Annotated in this window: 13 protein-coding genes and 1 pseudogene; 8 read left to right on the top strand and 6 right to left on the bottom strand. The window is 69.3% G+C overall.

The genetic code is table 11. The features are described from left to right. The first annotated feature begins 21 nt into the window (after nucleotides 1–21). The 5 genes from AOQ53_RS06010 to rph all read left to right on the top strand — a co-directional run bounded on the left by AOQ53_RS06010 (nucleotide 22) and on the right by rph (nucleotide 5,869). Complete coding sequence (locus AOQ53_RS06010; protein ID WP_059415616.1) at nucleotides 22–468, top strand: DUF1772 domain-containing protein; 447 nt, start codon at nucleotides 22–24, stop codon at nucleotides 466–468. A gap of 668 nt (nucleotides 469–1,136) precedes the next feature. Next, nucleotides 1,137–1,349, top strand: a complete 213-nt coding sequence (locus AOQ53_RS06015; protein WP_059415617.1) for a DUF4287 domain-containing protein — start codon at nucleotides 1,137–1,139, stop codon at nucleotides 1,347–1,349. A 134-nt stretch (nucleotides 1,350–1,483) separates the two neighbouring features. Further along, nucleotides 1,484–1,660: a hypothetical protein gene (locus tag AOQ53_RS44460; RefSeq protein ID WP_167745684.1), complete on the top strand. Its 177-nt coding sequence runs from the start codon at nucleotides 1,484–1,486 to the stop codon at nucleotides 1,658–1,660. A gap of 70 nt (nucleotides 1,661–1,730) precedes the next feature. Continuing rightward, nucleotides 1,731–2,396, top strand: coding sequence for a maleylpyruvate isomerase family mycothiol-dependent enzyme (locus AOQ53_RS06020; protein ID WP_059415619.1), 666 nt, complete (start codon nucleotides 1,731–1,733; stop codon nucleotides 2,394–2,396). Between the two features lie 869 nt (nucleotides 2,397–3,265). Then, entirely contained in the window at nucleotides 3,266–5,869 is a 2,604-nt protein-coding gene (gene rph, locus AOQ53_RS06025; protein WP_059415621.1) for a rifamycin-inactivating phosphotransferase, read from the top strand. 285 nt (nucleotides 5,870–6,154) lie between these two features. Here rph and AOQ53_RS47275 read toward each other — a convergent pair whose 3' ends face one another. From AOQ53_RS47275 to AOQ53_RS06035, 3 genes and pseudogenes are all read right to left on the bottom strand, one after another. Continuing rightward, nucleotides 6,155–6,280, bottom strand: coding sequence for a hypothetical protein (locus tag AOQ53_RS47275; protein WP_269085437.1), 126 nt, complete (start codon nucleotides 6,278–6,280; stop codon nucleotides 6,155–6,157). Between the two features lie 394 nt (nucleotides 6,281–6,674). Then, nucleotides 6,675–8,649: pseudogene (locus AOQ53_RS06030) on the bottom strand (ATP-binding SpoIIE family protein phosphatase); the annotation flags it as partial. Between the two features lie 150 nt (nucleotides 8,650–8,799). Continuing rightward, nucleotides 8,800–9,765, bottom strand: a complete 966-nt coding sequence (locus AOQ53_RS06035; protein WP_059415623.1) for a glycoside hydrolase family 6 protein — start codon at nucleotides 9,763–9,765, stop codon at nucleotides 8,800–8,802. A gap of 324 nt (nucleotides 9,766–10,089) precedes the next feature. On the opposite strand from AOQ53_RS06035, the gene AOQ53_RS06040 reads away from it, so the two are divergent. Next, nucleotides 10,090–11,103, top strand: a complete 1,014-nt coding sequence (locus tag AOQ53_RS06040) for a LacI family DNA-binding transcriptional regulator (RefSeq protein WP_167745685.1) — start codon at nucleotides 10,090–10,092, stop codon at nucleotides 11,101–11,103. A gap of 110 nt (nucleotides 11,104–11,213) precedes the next feature. Here AOQ53_RS06040 and AOQ53_RS06045 read toward each other — a convergent pair whose 3' ends face one another. Then, nucleotides 11,214–13,262, bottom strand: coding sequence for a non-reducing end alpha-L-arabinofuranosidase family hydrolase (locus AOQ53_RS06045; protein WP_059415627.1), 2,049 nt, complete (start codon nucleotides 13,260–13,262; stop codon nucleotides 11,214–11,216). 46 nt (nucleotides 13,263–13,308) lie between these two features. Further along, complete coding sequence (locus AOQ53_RS06050; RefSeq protein ID WP_174523235.1) at nucleotides 13,309–14,952, bottom strand: glycoside hydrolase family 43 protein; 1,644 nt, start codon at nucleotides 14,950–14,952, stop codon at nucleotides 13,309–13,311. Nucleotides 14,953–15,330: 378 nt separating this feature from the next. Here AOQ53_RS06050 and AOQ53_RS06055 point away from each other — a divergent pair, with 378 nt between their 5' ends. Together AOQ53_RS06055 and AOQ53_RS06060 are read left to right on the top strand one after the other, a co-directional pair. After that, nucleotides 15,331–16,977 carry a glycoside hydrolase family 27 protein gene (locus AOQ53_RS06055; protein ID WP_059415631.1) on the top strand — a complete coding sequence of 549 codons (1,647 nt, stop codon included), beginning with the start codon at nucleotides 15,331–15,333 and terminating at the stop codon, nucleotides 16,975–16,977. A 743-nt stretch (nucleotides 16,978–17,720) separates the two neighbouring features. Beyond that, on the top strand, nucleotides 17,721–19,862 hold the full coding sequence (locus AOQ53_RS06060) for a beta-galactosidase (RefSeq protein WP_059415633.1): 2,142 nt from the start codon (nucleotides 17,721–17,723) through the stop codon (nucleotides 19,860–19,862). A gap of 173 nt (nucleotides 19,863–20,035) precedes the next feature. Here the strand turns inward: AOQ53_RS06060 and AOQ53_RS44465 are convergent, their stop codons facing one another. Beyond that, a complete protein-coding gene (locus tag AOQ53_RS44465) occupies nucleotides 20,036–20,185 on the bottom strand; it encodes a carbohydrate-binding protein (protein ID WP_167745686.1) in 150 nt (49 codons plus the stop codon). Between the last annotated feature and the right edge of the window lie 45 nt (nucleotides 20,186–20,230).

The following is a 20,230-nucleotide window of genomic DNA, read 5'->3' on the forward strand; positions in this document are numbered from 1 at the left end:
GCTAGAAATCCGGAGGTCGTCATGCTCACCGCACTTGAGGTCTTCACCACCGTGGTCGTCGGCGTGATGGTGGGGGTGGAGTTCTCCGTCGCCTTCGTCATCAACCCGATCCTCAACGCGCTCCCCGGTGACAGTGGCCAACTCGGCCGCGCCCACGGGGGCCGGATGCTCGGCGCCGTGATGCCGGTCTGGTACATCACCTCGCTCATCCTCGTCGCGGTCTGGGCCATCGCCGGATGGCACCACCACGGCACCGGTCTCGTCGTCACCGCCGGCGCACTGCTGATCCTCAGCGTGATCATGTCGATCCTGCTGCTCGTCCCGATCAACAACCGGGGCAAGACGTGGACCCCTGACAACCGGCCCGCCGACTGGAAGCAGCAGATGAACCGCTGGGACCGCCTCCACTACGTCCGCGTCGCCGTCATCATCGCCGCCTTCGCCCTGCTGGTCGCCGCCCTCAACTGACCCCGCAGGCCGACACCGCGCACCCGGCGCACAAGCCCACTCCCCGGGCGGCGGCGGGCCCCGAAATCCCGACATCCGGGAGTGCAGCCTGCCCCACGCCGTCGGTCTTCGTGAACGGCGGTCCCGCTTCAGGTGCGTTGGGCGTGTTCGGCGCGGCAGCGATGGCTGCACGTGCACCGGGACCGTCGCAGACCAGTACGGCTGTACCCTCGCCTCGCTCAACAGCGCGCTCCAGCGCGCCCGCGCCTCACTGGCCGCCCGCCGCGACGCGGTCGGTGGCACGGCGGTACCGTCGTCCGACGCCGTCCAGCGGGCACAGAAGAAGCGGAATGCCGCGGCCTTCTCCAACTTCGGCACAGAGAAGCTGAACATGCTGCTGCACGTGGACGCCATCATGTCCCTGCCGCCATACGTCCTGTGGAGGCGAGGCGGTGTCACCGAGCCAGGCATGGCTGACCGGGCCCGCCGTCGGCTGCCGGGGATCCCGGCCGGTCCCTCCCCCCGGCGAACGGCTCGCCAACCTTCGGCCAGCACCATTACCTGCCCCCACATCGGCGAGCAGGAGGTGTGACGCAGCACACCTTCATCGACCGATGACTCCGTCCGTGCCCCTCGGTCATACCGGCGACAACACCGAAGCGACACAACGGACAGACAGGATGGCTGACATGACCGCCACCGTGAAGGGCCCTGCCAGCTACTTCCCTTCCATCGAGAAGAAGTACGGTCGCCCGATTGCGGAGTGGAAGGACCTGATCCGCTCCTCGCCTCTGACCAAGCACATGGAGCTCGTGAACTGGCTCAAGGCCGAACACGGGCTGGGCCACGGTCACGCCAATGCCCTCGTCGCGCACACTCTCGCCGAGCGGTCCGGAACCTGAGCTGCCACGCATGGGAGCACATTGCAGGGGTGGCCCGAGCGCCCCGTCAATGACGGGGCGCTCGGGCCGTGACTGGGGGGCGGGGCCGCCCCTCGTCCCGTTGCCCGGCCCGGCCGCTCACGCGGGCGAACGGGATGCGACGCCACCGGGTCGACGACGAGATCAGCGACCTCGACCGCGTATGGGGCGCGGCAAGGCACCAGGGACAGGCCCTGCTCCACCGCGTCGATTCCCTGATCGGCCTCACCGACACCGACACCGGCCTCGCCGCACTCGACGACTGGCTACAGGACGTCTCCGGAGCCTCGTGATCCACAGGCTTCGAGAACTACTCCTGTTCCGGCCCCGGGGCAGCACCACCGTGACAGGAGACGCTCTCGCATGACTGATCCGGAACTGACAGCAGACCGCAGCCGTGGGGCTGGAGCCTGGCCCCTGATCCACGCTGAGCGTACGGCGCTGGCCGCTGATCTCGCAGACCTGACTGACGAGCAGTGGGCAACGTCGTCGCTGTGCACCGAATTGACGGTGCGTGAGGTACTGGCGCACCTCACCGCAGCAGCGAGCCTCAACTCCCTGCGGTGGCTGGCGGGTGTGTTCCGCTGCCGGTTTGACTTCGACAAACAGGTCGCCATGCGGCTGGCGGAGCAGCTGGGCGCCACTCCAGCCGAGACGCTGGAGAGATTCCGGCGCGCGGCCCTGAACACGATCAAACCTCCCCTCCCTGCCATGGCCATACTGGGCGAGACCATCGTGCACGGAGAAGACATCCGGCGTCCGCTGGGCATCAGTCGTGAGTACCCGATCGAGGTGGTCACGCTGGTGGCTGAGTACTACCGGGGCTCGGATCTCGTGGTCCTGGCCAAGGGACGTATCGGCGGCCTGACACTCGTTGCGGATGACGGCCCTTTCACGGCCGGTTCCGGGCCACTCGTCTCCGGTCCCACCTTGGCCCTGGTGATGGCGATGACCGGGCGCTCGACGTACTGCGACGACCTTGAAGGCGATGGCGTGGAGCTCCTCCGTAAACGCTGCGGGATGGCGTGACTGCGCTGGGTAGGAGAGGCATGGCAGAAGCGGACCCCCGGTGGCTGGTCGACGCGATGCGGCGGGCGGCCGATCTGACGCGGGCTCAGCTTGCCCAACTCCGCCTGTTGCGTTGCTGGATCCACCCGCCCAGGAGCGCACCTGCACCACCCACCCACGGCACACACGAGCCCCATCAGGCCCGCCAACATTCTGATCCCACGGCGATCATCTTGCGGGGATCAAGCAGATGCTCGGCCAACGGGTGTCGATAGCGCTCTTGCGCGGGGCGCCCAGGACAAGGGTCCGACAAACCCGAGGCCGCCCTGGCCCGCTACACGGTACCCGGATGGCTTTCACCACGGCCGTGAACCGGCTGTAGTCGTCGGTGTTTCCGGCCACGCGATCGTGAACACGAGTGGGCGTCCGGGCCGTGGCGAAACGCCGTGCGCCCGTACGCGGCGCGCCACCGCTTCGCGGGGAGCTCGTCAGTTCCAGCGGACGGGCAAAGGCAAAGGCAAGGAGAGCTCTCCTTGCCACTCTTAACGTATAGCGCACCAGGGGGCTTGCGGCAAGACCCGGGTTGTCGCGCAGAATCCTCCGCCGAGGCCACAACCTGCGGAAAGCGGGGGAGGGGGGCACGACGTGCGTGTGTTCTGTCGGCGCAAAGGCGAAGGGTGACGTCGAACCGGCGGTGCGGTTGCGGGCGTTCGGGACGGAGTGCCGTGTGCGTGTCGCCGGACTGGGTGGACCGGCCGGCCGACTCGTCAGAAGGACGGCGAACCAGAGATGAGGACGTGCCCAGCAAGAAGTTCGACAGGGCTTGCGGCGTCGGGGATACGACCAGCCAGTGCGGTGCGGCCGAGTACGGCGGCCACAGAGGGAGCGCAATGATTGAGCAGTACGTGTTGGATCTTCAGGAGACTGACGGGGGGCAGGTCGCGGTCGTCGGCGGCAAGGGCGCGCATCTGGGCGAGCTGTCGCGGATCGAGGGCATCGGCGTGCCGGGTGGCTTTTGCGTGACGGCGGACGCCTTCCGGCGGATCATGGCGGAAGCGTCGTCGATCGACGATCGGCTCGATCAGCTGTCGCGCGTGAATCCGGACGACCGGGAGGCGATCCGCGCGCTGAGCGCGGAGATTCGCCGGACCATTGAAGGAATTGCCATCCCGGACGATCTCGCGGCGATGATCACCCGCGCGCTTGTCCGGTTCGGTGCGCGAGCTGCCTACGCCGTACGGTCCAGCGCGACGGCAGAGGACCTGCCGACGGCCTCCTTCGCCGGCCAGCAGGACACGTACCTGAACGTCGTGGGGCCGAGGGCGATCCTCCAACACGTCAGCCGGTGCTGGGCCTCGCTGTTCACCGAGCGGGCCGTGACCTACCGCCAGCGCAGCGGCATCGACCACCGTACGGTCCACATGGCCGTGGTCGTGCAGCGGATGGTCTTCCCGCATGCGGCCGGCATCCTGTTCACGGCCGACCCCGTCACGGGTAACCGGAAGGTCGCCACCGTGGACGCCGGTTTCGGTCTCGGCGAGGCCCTTGTCTCCGGCCTGGTGAACCCGGACGTCTTCAAGGTGCGAGAAGGCGAGGTCGTCGCCAAGGCGATCGCCGCCAAACAGCGTGCCGTTCACGCCCTGCCGGCCGGCGGTACGCAGGAAGTGGCGATCGACTCGCAGCGGCAGGACGAGCCGGCGCTGACGGATGCGCAGGTCGTGCGGCTCGTGCGGCTCGGGCGGCGGATCGAAGCGCACTTCGGCCGCCCGCAGGACATCGAATGGTGCCTGGCCGACGATGGCTTCCGGATCGTTCAGAGCCGGCCGATCACGACGCTGTTCCCCATCCCCGAGACCGGTGACCAGGAGAATCACGTCTACGTCTCCGTCGGTCATCAGCAGATGATGACCGACCCCATGAGGCCCCTGGGGCTCTCCATGTGGCAGTTGACGGCCATGGCGCCGATGCACGAGGCCGGCGGGAGACTGTTCGTCGACGTCACCCGGCGCCTGGCCTCGCCCGCGAGCCGCGCCGGCCTCCTGGACGTCATGGGGAGAGGCGATCCGCTGGTCAGGGACGCGCTGCAGACGGTCCTCGACCGCGGCGATTTCGTCCCGGCAATGCCGGACGCGGGACCCGGCGGGCCGCCTGCCGGCGGCGCGTCCGCCCCGATCGAAACCGACCCGGCCATCGTCACCGAGCTGATCGAGCGCAGCCAGGTGTCCATCGCCGCCCTGGAACGCGACATCCGGACGAAGACCGGACCGGCGCTGTTCGGCTTCCTGCTCGAGGCCTTCGAGGAGCACAAGCGAGTCCTCGGCGATCCGCTGAGCATGCAGACGATCATGGCGGGGATGGAAGCCACGTGGTGGCTCAACGACAAGCTGCAGGAGTGGCTGGGGGAGAAGAACGCGGCTGACACGCTCACGCTGTCCGCCCCCAACAACGTCACGTCGGAGATGGGACTGGCGTTGCTCGACGTCGCGGACGTGATCCGCCCGCATCCGGAGGTGGTGGCGCTCCTGCAGGGCGTGGGCGCCGAGGACGAGGGCTTCCTGGACGAGCTGGCGAAGCTCGCGGGCGGGACCGAGGCGCGCGACGCCATCGAGGCCTACCTCGACCGGTACGGCATGCGCTGCGTCGGCGAGATCGACATCACGAGGCCTCGCTGGCGCGAGCGCCCCACCACGCTGGTGCCCGTCATCCTCGACAACGTCAGGAACTTCGAGCCGGGAGCCGCCGAGCGGCGCTTCGAGCAAGGGCGGCAGAAGGCGCAGGAGAAGGAACAGGACGTGCTGTCACGCTTGCGGGCCCTGCCCGACGGGGACCGGAAAGCCGACGAGGCCAAGCGGATGATCGACCGGGTCAGAACCTTCATCGGGTACCGGGAGTACCCGAAGTACGGCATCGTCAGCCGCTACTTCGTCTACAAGCAAGCCTTGCTGGCGGAGGCCGAGCGCCTCGTGCAGGCAGGCGTGCTTCCTGAGAAAGAGGACATCTTCTACCTCACGTTCCAGGAACTCCACGACGTCGTGCGCTCGCACCAGGTGGATGACCGGCTCATCCAGCAGCGCAAGGACGCGTTCCGGTCGTACCGCGCGCTGACACCGCCACGGGTCCTCACATCGGAGGGTGAGGCCGTCACCGGGGCGTACCGGCGCGACGACGTGCCGGCCGGTGCCCTGATCGGCGTACCGGTTTCCGCCGGAACCATCGTGGGAAGGGCCCGCGTCATCCTTGACCTGGCGCAGGCCGATCTCGAAGCGGGCGACATCCTGGTCACGACCTTCACGGACCCCTGCTGGTCGCCCCTGTTCGTCGGAATCACGGGCCTGGTGACGGAGGTGGGCGGCCTGATGACCCATGGCGCGGTCATCGCCCGGGAGTACGGCTTGCCGGCCGTCGTGGGCGTGGAGCGGGCCACCCGGCTGATCCGGGACGGGCAGCGGATCCGCGTGCACGGAACCGACGGGTACGTCGAGATCCTGTCTTGACCGACCACACCGGGACACCGAAAGGTAGCCGCACCATCCACGCCCGTGCGCTCGCGCTCCCGCAGCACCACGCGTCGCCCTCTGCGGTCCCCCACAACGGGCTGTGGCCGTTGGCGGGCAGTGCCTCTTCCGCGAACGGGCCACGGCCCCCTCTCCGACCGCCCCTGCCACCACATCCTCGCCGTCGATTACAACTCCAACTGGGCAGCCCACCGGCCCCGACGCCAATACCCTTACCTCAAGCCGGTTGAACATTCGATCACCCCCGCCCGCTAGGACAACCGACTATGACGGCCGCTCAGTGGTCCGCGCGATACCGTCGACCAGTGTGTCCAGCCCGCTCTTGATGCGCTCCAGCGGCCAGTCGCATTCGCCGCGCTGGTGGTCGAAGAGGCCCGGGGTGTACGCCATCAGCAACAGGTCCGCGAGATAGGTCGCGTCGGCGGGGCCAACTCTGCCACCACGGAGGTGAGTTGCTCATGGTGTGTGCGGTAGGGGCGAGAGAAGTAGCGGGCGCCCGGGGCGCTGGCCTCCGCGATCAGCAACAGTGCCCGCTGTTCCTCCAGTAGGTCCGCCATGCCGTGCAGTAAGGCGCGCAGCCGCTCCCGCGGCGGTTCGTCCGCGTGCCCGGCGAACTCCTCCTGGAAGCGGATCTCGTTTTCCTCGATCAGGGCGCAGACGAGCCGTGCCCGGTTCTCTTCCGGTGGCAGACCGTGCCGACACCGACTCCGGCCTCCCTCGCCACCGTGCCCGGCCTGCGAGGCCGGCGACGCCTCGCGCGGCGTGGAACCAAGCGCGGCTCAGGTTAGGAGAGGGCCTGCGCGCACCAGATCACCTTGCCGCTGGTGGCGTGCCGGGTGCCCCACCCCTGGGTGAGCTGGGCGACGAGCAACAGTCCCCGGCCGCCCTCGCCGAAGGCTCGGGCCCGGCGTAGGTGCGGGGCGGTGTTGCTGGCGTCGGAGACCTCGCAGATCAGGGAGGTATCGCGAATCAGTCGCAGCCTGATCGGCGGCTCGCCGTATCTGATGGCGTTGGTGACCAGCTCGCTGACGACCAGTTCGGTGACGAAGGCCGCCTCATTCAGGCCCCAGGCGTCCACCTGGTCGACGGCGAACTTCCTGGCGTTCGGCACCTGCGCGGGGTCGGGTTCGACGTCCCAGTCGGCGATGTGGTGGGGATCCAGCGCGTGAGTGCGAGCGAGCAGCAGGGCGGCGTCGTCGGTGCGGCGTTCGGGGAGCATGGCGTCCATCACCGTGTCGCACAGGGCCTCCAGTGAGGTGGCCGAGTGGTTCACGATCCGCTGCAGTTCGGCGATCCTCTGGTCGACGTCGCGCTTGCGGCTTTGCACCAGTCCGTCGGTGTAGAGGGCGAGCAGGCTGGCCTCGGGCAGCTCGAGCTCGGTGGCTTCGAAAGGCAGCCCACCGATACCGAGCGGCGGTCCCGGCTGTGCGGGTACCGGTGCCCTGGTGCCGTCCGCGGAGATGATCTGGGGCAGGGGATGGCCGGCGCTCGCCAGCGTGAAGCGCCGGGAGACGGGGTCGTAGTACAGGCAGGTGGCCCCGGACTCGCCGGCCGGCTGGAAGTGGTCGGTGGGCCGGAGGTCGCTGGCGAGGTGGAGGACCAGGTCGTCCAGGTGGGTCAGCAGCTCGTCCGGTGGCAGGTCGACGTCGGCGAGGGTGCGGATCGCCGTGCGCAGCCGGCCCATGCTGGCCGAGGCGTGCAGGCCGTGGCCGACGACATCGCCGACGACCAGGGCGCCCCGGGCGCCGGACAGCGGAATGACGTCGAACCAGTCACCGCCCACTTCGGCGCCGGTTCCATCGGGCAGGTAGCGGGATGCCACCTCGACCGCCTCCTGGTTGGGCAGCCCCTGCGGCAGCAGGCTGCGTTGCAGGGTCAGCGCGGTTGTGCGTTCGCGCGAGTACCGGCGGGCGTTGTCGATGGCGACGGCTGCCTTGGCGGTCAGCTCTTCGGCGAGGATCAGGTCGTCGGCGGTGAAGGCCTCGGGCCGGTCGGTGCGGGAGAAGGCCACGACGCCGAGCAGCGCGCCGCGGGCCCGGAGCGGCACGGTGATCCGGCCGGTCAGTCCGTCCGCGGCGAGGGACCCGTCGATCAACGGGTTGCCCGGTGGCCAGTGGGCCGGGTCGGCGGCGAGCCCGGGCCCGAAGGCCCATTCGCCGCCCTGCCCGGGCTCGGCAGCGAGCTCGACCGTGGACCTGCCGGTGGCCATGCAGCGGGCGGCGACGGAACCGGGAGTGTGGCTGACCGGCATCGCGGGCCCGGCAGCCCGGTCGGTGTCCTCCTTCGCGCTGTGCTGGGCGGCACGCCTGAGCGCGATGGTCTCGCCGGGGGTGAACGCGGACGCGGAGGGGGGTTCCTCTCCGCGCAGCACCTCGTCGAAGAGATCCACGCTGACGAGGCCGGCGAATCCCGGCACCGGGGCCCTGGCCAGTTCCCGGGCGGTGCCGATCACGTCGAGTGTCCGGCCGATGCCGCCGCTGGCCTTGTTGAGGATGAGCAGGCGTTGCCGCGCCCAGTACTCGGCGCTCATGTCGAATCCCCAGTTGGCGACCGCGCGGACCCTGCTTTCGGCATCCCGGACGGGCCACATGCTGGTGGCCCAGGCGTTGGCGTAGTTGCTGCCGAGCGGGCGGAATACGGTTGAGACGCGCGGGCTCGCCCGTCCTCGCCACTTCGGAGAGCTGGTCGGTGTAGGGCTTGTCGTCCCTTTCGGGGAACAGCTCGCGGTCGAATTCGGGAAACAGCTCGCGGTACTTCTTAGGGTGGACGCGGGAACGCCCACGGTCCGGCCGACTGCCGACTGCCGACCGCCTGTGCGCGAGACGGCGAGCGGCGGACTCGGCCGGTGTGGCGGACGGAGCCGTGGCCCGGTCGTGGGGCAGGGCGTACCAGGCCACGGGAGTCCGGGATCAGTAGCCATAGATCATCTTGTAGGCGACCTCGGGGAGGAACTGCCCGGCCGAGGAGCCGCCTCCGACGCCGCAGTTGCCGTCGGACTCACCCGGAACCTTGATCCACAAGAGCATCTCGGCGCCTCCGCCCAGCTGGGTGGGGGTGCCGATGCGGCGGCCTGAGGGGTTGCACCACTGGCCGTTGGAGCCGTTGCCGTTGCGGCTGGTGTCCACGACGAACGGCTTGGTGTAGCCGTAGCGGGAGCTCAGTTCACGGTTGACGGCGTTGCCGTAGGCGGTGTTCTCGGCGGTGGTGATGTAGTTGGAGATGTTGAGCGAGAAGCCGTGGGCCTGTCGGAGGCCGGCTTCGTGGAGGCGCCGGGCCATGGTCGCCGCGTCGGCCCAGCGCGGATTGCCGGCGTCCATGTAGACCCAGGTGTTGGGGGCCCGACGGCTGAACTGGGCGAGGGCGCCGGTGAGCATGCCCTCGCGTTCGTCGATCTGCGCCTGGGTCATGCAGCCGTAATCCCCGAGGGAGTCCGGTTCGAGGATGACGACGGCAGGACGGTCGGCGATCCCGCCGGCGAACTGGGCGATCCAGTCGGCGTAGGCGGACGGCGAGGCGGCGCCGCCCGCGGAGTGCCCGCCGCAGTAGTCGCGGTTGTAGATGTTGTAGGCGACGAGGAGGGGCAGCTTGTCGACGCGGTCCGCCGCTCCCGCGTAGGCCCCCGTGGCGGTGCCGATGGTGCCGCTCCAGGAGCCGAACCAGCGGGCCATCGGGGTGTTGGCGATGGAGGCGTTGATGGCGGCGGCTCGGCCGTCGCCGGGGTTGGCGACGGCCCACCTCTTCGCACTGGAGTCGGGGTCCACGTAGAACCCACTGGTCATGGTGGTCGGGTCAGCGGCGTGGGCGGACGGTGCGGCGGCGAGCACGAGCGGCAGAGCGAGGAGCGCTGTGGCCAAGGCGTGGAGTCTGCGGCGCATGACTGAACCTCGATTTCCTGGCGGGGGTGCGTCGCACGCTCTGGTCCGAGCGTGCGACCTGAGCAAAAGCGGTGTTGCGACCTGATTTTGGGAGCGCTCCCACTGGAAGCGATCCCAACAGCACTGGAAAATCGTCGGAGGCGTGCTCCGTATCGTGTTGCGGGCTGGTTGAGGTGTCAAGGGCCGATGTGCGACGCGATTCGTATGCCGAGCTCACATCCCATGACCACAAACTGGAAGCGGTCCCACATTGGGGAAGGGTGGCAGTGCCATGGTCCGGGGTGAGACGCTTCCCGTCCGGTCGTGAGGGAAGGCTCGTGGTTCATGGCAGCAAATGCGCCGCGTCGGCAGCCGACGCTCGATGAGGTGGCCGAACGCGCCGGTGTCTCCCGCTCCGTGGCCTCCCGTGCCCTCAACAACGCTCCCCATGTCAGCCGTGCCAAACGGGAGGCGGTCGAACGGGCTGTCCGGCAACTCGGTTATGTGCCCAATCCGACCGCCCGTGCTCTGGCCACCCGTCAGACGGGAGCGGCCGCCCTGGTCGTCTCGGGAGAGGATCCGTCGATCTTCGCGGATCCGTTCTTCGCCCAGGTGATCGTGGGGGCCTCGACCGCTTTGGACGAGGCCGATCTGCATCTGATGCTGTGCCTGGCCGCTTCCGACCGGGGTCGCAAGCGGGTGGAGGAGCTCTTCCGGTCCAGGGCTGCCGACGGCGTCATGCTGATGGCGCTGCGCGAGGACGACCCGCTGGCCGGCATGGCCGAGGAGGCGGAGATGCCTGTCGTGTTCGGAGGGCGCCCGGTCGGTTCGGCTGCCCGGTGGTACGTGGACGTGGACAACGTCGGCGGAGCGCGCGAGGCGACCGAGTACCTGGTTTCGCGCGGCCGGACCCGCGTGGCTGCGATCTGCGGGCGCCTGGACACCGAGGCCGGGCGCGCCCGGTACCGCGGCTACCAGGACGCCTTGTTGGCGGCCGGCCTCGATCCGCTGCCGCCGCAGGAGGGGGACTTCACCGAGCCCAGCGGAGCCGCCGCCATGGCCGTTCTGCTGACGAACCACCCCGACTTGGACGGGGTGTTCGCCGCCAACGACAACATGGCAGCCGGGGCGTTGCGCACGCTGCGTGCGGCCGGCCGGGCGGTCCCCGCCGACGTCGCCGTGGTGGGCTTCGACGACCTGACCGTCGCCCAGGTCGCCGATCCGCCCCTCACCACCGTCCATCAGCCCGTAACGGCTCTCGGCCGGGAGATGGCGCGCATGCTCGTCACGCTCATCAACGGACACGACCCCACCCCGTTGATCCTTCCCACGCGCCTGGTCACCCGCTCAAGCGCCTGACGGGCCTGAACTGACGAGCATGGAAAGCGCCTCCAGCGCCGAGCGCCATCGCCCTGACCGGCACGAGCAATGTGGGCGTGGGCCCCGCACGAGCGGCGGGGCCCACGCTGTCAGCAGGTGGAGTTGGTCTGGGTGAGCAGGCCCAGCCGCCAGGGGAGGAGGTTGTAGTCGCCGCCCGCGCTGGGGTTCATGCCTTGGTAGAGGTACTGAAGCCGGCAGGCTGGGATGGTCAGTGTCTGGTCGTAGCCGGCACGGATCATCTCACCGTGGCTGATGTCCCTGGTCCAGGCTCCCGAGGGGAAGGTGACGTTGTTCGACCTGGCGAAGGGGTTGCTCTCGGATGCGGCCAGTTGCGTCCAGGAACCGGCGAGGTTGCTCGTCGTCCAGGAGCGGAAGTAGCGCCGGCCGTCCGATCCGATGGCCTCGACCAGGAGCAGGTACTGGTTGGAGCCCTGCACCTTGTACACGTTGCTCGCTTCGAACAGGGCGAACTTGGAGTCCTGCGCCGCGATGACGGTGTTGGTGAAGCCGTTCGGGAACTGGCCGACGGTCGTTCGGGAGCGGTACAGGTGTCCGTTGTCGTCGGAGGAGAACAGGTAGCAGTTGGCGCTGTCGCAGATCACCCACATGTCGACCCAGTGGCCATTGCCGATGTTCTGCCTGATGATGTCCGGCATCGACGAGTAGAAGTTGCGCGGTGCGCTCCACCCGTTGGGGTTGCTGATGTCGGGGTTGGTGGAGTAGGACGCGTTGCCGGTCTGGTACACGAGGTACCACAGGCGTTGCGGCGCGTAGTAGAAGACCTGCGGCGCGGCCCGGTACCCCTTCCCGATGGCGCTGCGGTCCAGATAGTGGTGCGTGGCCGAGCCGGCCTGCGACCAGTCACTGAAGTTCAGGTACACCAGGTTGTATCCGGAGGAGCTCGCGGTACTGGCGAACACGTGGTACTTCCCGTTGTACTGGACGACCGTCGGATCCTTGATCCCGGCGATGTTGTGGGTGGCGTCCGACTTCGGCGAGATCAGCGGGCCGCTGGAGTTCCAGGAGAACCGGGACGGCAGCGCGGCGGCGGACCGGGCCGAACGGGTGTCGGCCTGCTGCGCCGCGGGAGTGTCGTTGTCGGGTTTCTGCGCTGCGGGAGTGCCGCCCATTGCGGTGAGCGTCGACGCGTAGGCCGGCTTCTTGTTGCCATTGCGGTCGAACAGCAGGGGGTTCTCCCCACTGCGCCAGGAGTCGCTGTCGCGGATGCCCCACACGGTGATGCCGGTGCATCGCGTCACGCTCATACAGGCCCGCACCGCGTTGGCGTACGCAGACGGCGGCGCCTGCGCGATGTCGAGTTCGGTGATCTGGACGTCCACGCCGAGGGCGGCGAAGCTCGACAGCGTCGTCTGGAAACTGGCGGGCGGGCCGCCGGCGCCGAAGTGGGCCTGGAGGCCCACGCAGTCGATGGGCACGCCGCGCGCCTTGAAGTCGCGCACCATGCGGTAGACGCCCTGGGTCTTGGCGTCGCTCCAGTTCTCGATGTTGTAGTCGTTGTAGCAGAGCTTGGCCGCCGGGTCGGCCGACCGGGCGGTGCGGAACGCCTGCTCGATGAAGCCGTTGCCCAGCACGTCCCGGAAGACCGAGCTGCGCAGCTGGCCGCTGCCGCCGTCGGCGAAGGCCTCGTTGACCACGTCCCAGGAGTGGATCCGGCCCTTGTAGCGGTTCGCCACGGTGGTGATGTGGTTGTTCATCACGCTGCGCAGCGTGTTCGCGTCCCTGATGGCCTTGACCCAGTCGGGCAGCTGGGAGTGCCACACCAGCGTGTGGCCCCGCACGCGCTGACCGCGGGTCGCCGCGCGGTTCACGATCTGGTCGGCGGCGCCGAAGGTGAACTGTCCGCGGGACCGCTCGGTCGCGTCCCACTTCATTTCGTTCTCGGGTGTGACCGAGTTGAACTCGCGGTCCAGGATGCGGGTGTACGTGCCGTCGCCGAGCCGTCCGGCGGCCACGGCTGTTCCGAAGTACCGTCCGGACTGGGCCGCTTGGGCGCCCAGCGTGCTGGCCTGGACGCCGTCGGGTGCGCCGGTCGCGGTGCCGGGCGTCACGAGCGCGGCCGTGGCCAGCAGGCCTAAGACGCAGGCTCGGCGACGGCCGAGCCGTTTCAGCGGGTTCATGGTTCTCCTCGGGTTGGGGGGTTGAGTGGTGCGATCCAGCCGTCGTTCAGGGCGTGGACAGTTCGAACCGCGTGACGCGGACCGCGCCGCCGAGCGCCTGCGTGGCGTGGTTGAAGAGGGCGAATCGGTAGCCCATGAAGAACCGCCAGTCGTTGCCCATGGAGAAGGCGGGCCCGAGGCGGGTGAAGGCGGTGCCGTCGGTGCTGTAGGAAAAGGTGCCGGGGCGGGACGTTCCGGGACGGATGTCCGCGCTCGCGCGCAGCCGGATGCGGCCGCCGGGAACCGGGGCGCTCGCGACCTCGGTGCCGGTGCCGGTGGTGTTCCAGTTGCCGTCCATGGTCAGCCCGTTGACCATCACCACCCGCGTCGCGCCGCCGTCGCGTTTGACCCCGATCCAGGCTGAGGAGTCACGCAGCAGCGCGAGTCCGGCCCGGTCGCCGTCCCGCATCGCCGAGAAGTCGAGATCGACCGTGGCCGTGGAGGCGGGACCCTGGATGCGGTGGGTGAGCGTGTTTCGGGCCCAGTACAGGTCGTTGGTGACCGTCGCCGTCCGTAGGGTCAGTCCGTTGTCGACCGACCACTTGGTGTTGTCCGGGTTGTGGTTCCACTCCCACCTCGGTTTGAGGGTCGTGCCGTCGAAGGTGTCGACGCCGGTCATGGGGGTGACCTGGCGGGGTGGAGTGGGCACGGCCGGGCTGGGATACGAGGTGCCCCACGCTCCGTTGACGAGTTGCACGACGGGCCAGCCGTCCGGGGTCCAGGTGACGGGCGCCAGGGCGGGCATCCGGCCGCCGGGGTACGCGTCGACGAAGGCCATGTAGTACCAGGCGCCGCTCTGCGTCCGCGCCAGCCCGCCCTGGTGCGGGACGCCACCGCCGGGGATCGGCCCGCGCAGGTCGAGGAGCACCTGCCGCATCGTGTACGGACCGAACGGGCCGCTCGACGACTTCAGGATGTACTGCCCGTTCGCGGGGCGGGTCAGGAAGATGTAGTACTGCCCGTTGATCTTGTAGAAGCGAGCCCCTTCCAGCGTGCCGACACTCGACGGTGTGGTGAACACCTGCTGCGTGCGGACCTGGCTGCGGCCGTCGCGCGAGAGCTGGGCCACGCTGATGGTGGTGTTGCCGTACGCCACGTACAGGGTGTCGTCGCTGTCCACGAGCAGCCCCGCGTCGTAGTACGGCGTGCTGATCGTCGTGAGCCTGCTCCAGGGCCCTTCGACGGCGGTGGCGGTGTAGACGTACGTCCTGGCGAAGTCGATCTGGCCGAGCCAGTAGAAGGTCCTGTTGCTCGGACGGTAGGCCAGCGACGATGCCCAGATGCCCCGGACGTAGCCCCGGCCGCCGTTCAGGTCGTACTTGGCGCCGAAGTCGAGGGTCGGCACCGAGTGGCCGGCGATCTCCCAGTTCACCAGGTCGTACGAACGCAGGACGGGCGCGCCCGGCGAGTAGTGCATCGTCGAGGCCGATGCGTAGTAGGTGCCGCCGACGCGGATGACGTCGATGTCCGCGAAGTCCTGCCAGATGACCGGGTTCGTGTACGCCGGGGCGGCCGCGAGGGGCGACTCCCGGGCGGGAGCGGCCGCGGCGGTCCTGGAGGCTCCGGTAATAGGCAGGAAGGCACCGGTGACCAGGCCGGTGCCGGCGGCCAGCGCCCGGCGGCGGCCCACAGGTTGACGCGAGCATGACATATCCATGTGTCGCTCCCTCTGCGGGTGATGCGCTTCGGAGGGTGGGTTTCACGGTCGTTCGTTATTACGAACAGTGAACGACTGGTGAGCATTCTGGATGGTAGGTGGTTGAGAGCTCCCGTCAATACGTCTCGCATGATTCGTCAGGATCACCGAAAGGTTTCGCTGCCTTGCGTGCCCGTGCGGGCGGTGTGATGAAAATTTTGAGCGACTGGCGGAGTTGACAGGCGTGGGAAGCCCCCTAATATCCGTGAGGTCGGCCATCCGAAAGTGGATCGAAATTTCCAACGATCGACATCTGGCATGTGCATGACATGAGTTGGCGGTAGCGCATCAGTCATCCGCTGTCTTGTGTCGGCCTGCCGAGAGGAGCCCACGGTGCCCAGACGATCAGGCAGACGACTGCTCCACCTCCTCGCGGCCGCCGCGCTGACGGTCACCGCGTCCGTGACGGCCTCCGCTCACTCCGCCGCCTCGGCCGCACCCGGCAGCCCGGCGCTCACCCCACCGTTGGGGTGGAACAGCTGGAACAGCTTCGGATGTGGGATCACCGAGGCCCAGGTACGTCAGGCCGCCGACGCGATGGTGTCGTCGGGCATGCGGGACGCCGGCTACCGGTACGTGGTGGTCGACGACTGCTGGTTCGACCCGCAGCGCGACGCGGCTGGCAACCTGCGGGCCAATCCGGCCAAGTTCCCCAGCGGGATGAAGGCGCTCGGGGACTACATCCACAGCAAGGGCCTGAAGTTCGGCATCTACCAGGCACCGGGGGAGCGCACCTGCGCGCAGGCCGTGGGCAGCTACCCGGGCTCCACGGGCAGCAAGGGGCACGAGGCGCAGGACGCCGCCACGTTCGCCTCATGGGGCGTCGACTACCTCAAGTACGACTGGTGCTCTCCCAGCGGCACCCGCGACGAGCAGGTCGCGCGGTTCAGGCTCATGCGCGACGCCCTGCGCGCCACCGGGCGGCCGATCGTCTACAGCATCAACCCCAACAGCCTGCACCCCCCCACCGGCGCCACATACAACTGGGGCGAGGTCGCCGACCTGTGGCGGACGACCGAGGACCTGCTCGACATCTGGCAGAACGGCAACACCAACAGCTATCCGATGGGCGTCGGCAACGTCCTGGACGTCACCGCGCCGCTGGCGGCGCAGGCGGGCCCGGGGCACTGGAACGACCCCGACATGCTGGTCGTCGGCCGTCCCGGTCTTTCACTGACCGAGTCCCGCTCGCACTTCGCGCTGTGGGCGCTGCTGGGTGCCCCGCTCATGGCCGGCAACGACATCCGCACCATGTCCGCCGACGTGAGCGCGATCCTGCGCAACCCGCGTCTGCTGGCGGTGAACCAGGACCCGCTGGGAGCGGGCGGGCGCAGGGTGCGTGACGACGGCAGCACCGAGGTGTTCGCCAAGGCCCTGTCCGACGGCTCGGTCGCGGTGGGCCTGTTCAACCGGGGAGGCGGTACGGCGACGGTCACCACCACGGCCGCGCAAGTCGGCCTGTTCGGCGGGTCGTTCACCCTCACCGACCTGTGGACCGGCGGCACGTCGAGCACGTCCGGGCAGATCTCGGCGAGCGTCCCCGCGCACGGTGTGGCCGTGTTCCGGGTGAGCGGGGGCAGCCCGCTGGCCGCCACCACCTCGCGGCTGCGCGGCAACGCGTCCGGCCGCTGCCTGGATGTGGACAACTCCTCCACCGCAGCCGGGGCGACGGTATTGATCTGGGACTGCCACACGGCCGCCAACCAGCTGTGGACCGCGTGGGCCGGCGGCGAGATCCGCGTCTTCGGTGACAAGTGCCTGGACGCCTCCAACCAGGGCACCACCAACGGCACCCGTGTCGTCACCTGGCCCTGCAACGGCCAGAACAACCAGAAGTGGACCCTCGGCTCCGACGGGTCGGTCCGCAACGTCCACGCCGGGCTGTGCCTCGACGCCGACCGGGCCGGCACCGCCAACGGAACACCGATGGTCCTGTGGACCTGTAACGGCCAGACCAGTCAGCGGTGGACCCGCACGTGACACCCCTGCTCCGCCGCGGGGAGTCCACTGAAGTGACAGGTGGGCCTGCCGAGCGCGAGGGATGCCCGTGGCCGCCGTGAGTCCCGACGGCCACGGGCGGGCAGCGCCTCGTGCGGGGGCCCATCCGTCGAGCTCCTCGACCGGGGCTCGGGTATGACGTGGCTGAACACGCGTGGATTCTTGTCGCCGTCCATGGAGAGGGCCTTCGCCGTGGACGGCCGTCATGACGCCGGGCGACGCGGGGGAGTCCGGGGCCAGTAGCCGTCGATGAACTTCATCGGGTGGTTTCCTCCGTCCACCGCGCGGTGCAGGGTGATCAGTGCCCGGTTCGGTGAAGCGCTTCGACAGCCCGCTCCCTAAGGTGCGATGGCACTGTTCGGCAAGAAGGAAGGATCCCTTGCCCGCAGCTCTCTTGATTCGCCAAATGTTCCTCACTACCTTGCATCAGTAGGTGAAGCGCTTCGACGAGCCTCGGGGGAGGCTGCTTCTCCCGGAGACGGGGCGACCCCCTCTCCGGCGACCGGTTCCCTCTCACCGCCCGAGCACTGACAAGGCTGACCGGCGATCACGACTACGTCATCAACGCGGCGCCCCCGGCCCGGTTCCCCAGCGGCCCGCCCTGGAAGTTCCGGTACGTCCGTGACCCGCTCGACCTCCAACACCCATCACCTCCCCGTCCCGGCCGCCGGGATCCACGACCAGATCCCGGCCGCCGGGATCCATACGTCTCTCAAGGGCTTCGCATGACTGATCTGCCCGCGCGCGTCCTGTTCGGCGCCGCCTATTACCACGAGTACCAGCCGTACGAGCGGCTCAAGACCGACCTCGATCTCATGGCGGAGGCGAAGTTCACCGTCATCCGCGTCGGCGAGTCGGTCTGGTCCACCTGGGAACCGGAGAACGGCCGGTTCGAACTCGACTGGCTGCAACCCGTTCTCGACGGTGCTCACGAGCGCGGCATCTCCGTCGTCCTCGGAACTCCCACCTACGCGGTGCCGCCGTGGCTGGCCCGGCAGTACCCGGAGATCGCCGCCGAGGACGCCACCGGGCGACGCGCCGCGTGGGGTGGCCGGCAGGAGGTCGACATCACGCACCCGGCCTTCCGTTTCCATGCGGAGCGGGTGATCCGCGCGATCACGGCCCGTTACGCCGACCATCCCGCGGTCATCGGTTTCCAGGTCGACAACGAGCCAGGCCCGCGGCTGCCGCACAACCACGGTGTCTTCCAGCGGTTCGTGGACGACCTGCGGCAGCGGTACGGCGATGTGGAGACCCTCAACCGCGAGTGGGGGCTGGTGTACTGGTCGCACCGACTGTCCACCTGGGCCGACCTGTGGAAGCCGGAGGGCAACGCACAGCCGCAGTACGACCTGGCTTGGCGGGCGTTCCAGGCCCGGCAGACCACCGAGTTCATCGCCTGGCAGGCCGGCATCGTGCGTGAGTACGCGAGGCCCGGCCAGTTCGTGACCACGTGCCTCGCCTACGGCTCTCCCGGCCTGGAGGACGACGAACTCACTGACAGCCTGGACGTCACCGCGGGCAACCCGTACTACGACATGCAGGACAGCCTCACCATGCCGGAGCCGCCGCACGAGAAGCTGCCGAGGCAATGGATGGCGTACGGGGCATGGGCGCTGTACCAGAGCGCCGACCGCATCTACTCCTCGCGCCAGGAGCCGTTCCTGATCACGGAGACCAACGCCCAGGCGATCGGCGGGACGTCGGACAACCGGCCCGCATTCGACGGGCAGTGGCGGCAGGCCGCGTGGGCGCTGGTCGCGCGCGGGGCCCGCCTGATCGAGTACTGGCACTGGCACACGCTGCACTTCGGTGCCGAGACGTACTGGGGCGGGATCCTCCCGCACAGCGGACGACCGGGGCGTGTGTACCGCGAGCTCGCCCGACTGGGCGGCGAGTTCGAGCGGGCCGGGGACCTGGTCGCAGGGATCGCACCGGACGCGGACATCGCGATGGTGTACTCGGCGCCGAGCAAGTGGCTGATGCGCAAGTACCCGCCGCTCGCCGGCCCCGACGGCGGTCCGGACGCGGGTGCGTACGAGGGCATCTTCGAGCCGTTCTACCGGGGCGCGTTCGAGGCGGGGCGCCAGGTACGGATCCTGCACGCCCGTCAGTTGCACGACCCGCGCGGCGAACGCCCAGGACTGGCACCGGAGTCGGCGGCCGACCTGCACCCCGTGCTCATCGCTCCCGCGCTGTACGTGGCGGACGACGGGATGCTCGACTGGCTCGGCGCCTACGCGGAGGCGGGCGGCCATCTCGTGCTCGGTCCCCGCACCGGCTGCGGCGACCATGAGGCGCGGGCACGCCACGAGGTGACGCCGGCGCGACTGGTTCGGGCCGCGGGCGTCCGGTACGACGAGTTCAGCAACCTGCACGCCGACCTGCCGCTGCGCACCACACCGGACAGCCCGCTCCAGCTGCCCGCCGACGCGGTGGCCACCCGTTGGGTGGAGGGCCTGGCCGTCGAGGACGCCGACGTCCTGGCCGAGTACGACCACCCGCACTTCGGGCGCTGGCCCGCCGTCACCACCCGCCGCCACGGCGCGGGCCGCGTCACGTGCGTGGGCACCGTGCCCGGCCGCGACCTGGCCCGCGCGCTCGCCGCGTGGTTCGCGCCCTCCCCGTGCAGCGGCTGGCAGGGCCTGCCGGACTCGGTCACCGTCGCCACCGGCAACGCCCCCGACGGCCGGCGCGTCCATGTCGTCCACAACTGGAGCTGGGAGCCGGCCAGCGCCCAGGCCCCGGTGGACCTGACGGACGCCCTGGACGGCGGCGTGGTCCCGGCCGGTACGCCCGTGCGGCTCGGTGCCTGGGACGTCCGCGTCCTCGCTGCTGCACCCGAGTCTGCCGCTGAGGAGCGGTGACATCCCCCTTCGCGGGACCGGCAACAGGCCGACAGGTCGACAACGAGCCCGGTGCCGTCTCCGGACGAAGGCCATGCCGAACACAGACATGAGGAAGCCGAGTCCGGCACCGAAGCCTTCCGGTGCCGGACTCCAGCGCAGCGACTCCCGCGCACACGGGGTCGATGCGGACCTCAGACGGAGAAGGCGACCCGCGCGAGCCGCACCGGGCCACGCAGACCGAGGCGGACGTCGTGCACACCGGCCGCCACGACAACGGGGGCGCTCACCATGGTGTAGTCGTAGGGCCCGGCCGTACCCGGCGAAAGCGTGAGCACTGCCATACCGGACCGTCACCCAACGCGAGTTCGACCGTGCCCTCACCCGCG

The sequence above is a fragment of the Streptomyces azureus genome (assembly GCF_001270025.1).
GTDB classification, from domain to species: domain Bacteria; phylum Actinomycetota; class Actinomycetes; order Streptomycetales; family Streptomycetaceae; genus Streptomyces; species Streptomyces azureus.

Coding starts and splice junctions, on each gene's coding strand:
- AOQ53_RS06010 (WP_059415616.1), top strand. CDS start 22: ATGCTCACCGCACTTGAGGTCTTCACCACCGTGGTCGTCGGCGTGATG.
- AOQ53_RS06015 (WP_059415617.1), top strand. CDS start 1,137: ATGACCGCCACCGTGAAGGGCCCTGCCAGCTACTTCCCTTCCATCGAG.
- AOQ53_RS44460 (WP_167745684.1), top strand. CDS start 1,484: ATGCGACGCCACCGGGTCGACGACGAGATCAGCGACCTCGACCGCGTA.
- AOQ53_RS06020 (WP_059415619.1), top strand. CDS start 1,731: ATGACTGATCCGGAACTGACAGCAGACCGCAGCCGTGGGGCTGGAGCC.
- rph (WP_059415621.1), top strand. CDS start 3,266: ATGATTGAGCAGTACGTGTTGGATCTTCAGGAGACTGACGGGGGGCAG.
- AOQ53_RS47275 (WP_269085437.1), bottom strand. CDS start 6,280: ATGGCGTACACCCCGGGCCTCTTCGACCACCAGCGCGGCGAATGCGAC.
- AOQ53_RS06035 (WP_059415623.1), bottom strand. CDS start 9,765: ATGCGCCGCAGACTCCACGCCTTGGCCACAGCGCTCCTCGCTCTGCCG.
- AOQ53_RS06040 (WP_167745685.1), top strand. CDS start 10,090: ATGGCAGCAAATGCGCCGCGTCGGCAGCCGACGCTCGATGAGGTGGCC.
- AOQ53_RS06045 (WP_059415627.1), bottom strand. CDS start 13,262: ATGAACCCGCTGAAACGGCTCGGCCGTCGCCGAGCCTGCGTCTTAGGC.
- AOQ53_RS06050 (WP_174523235.1), bottom strand. CDS start 14,952: ATGTCATGCTCGCGTCAACCTGTGGGCCGCCGCCGGGCGCTGGCCGCC.
- AOQ53_RS06060 (WP_059415633.1), top strand. CDS start 17,721: ATGACTGATCTGCCCGCGCGCGTCCTGTTCGGCGCCGCCTATTACCAC.
- AOQ53_RS44465 (WP_167745686.1), bottom strand. CDS start 20,185: ATGGCAGTGCTCACGCTTTCGCCGGGTACGGCCGGGCCCTACGACTAC.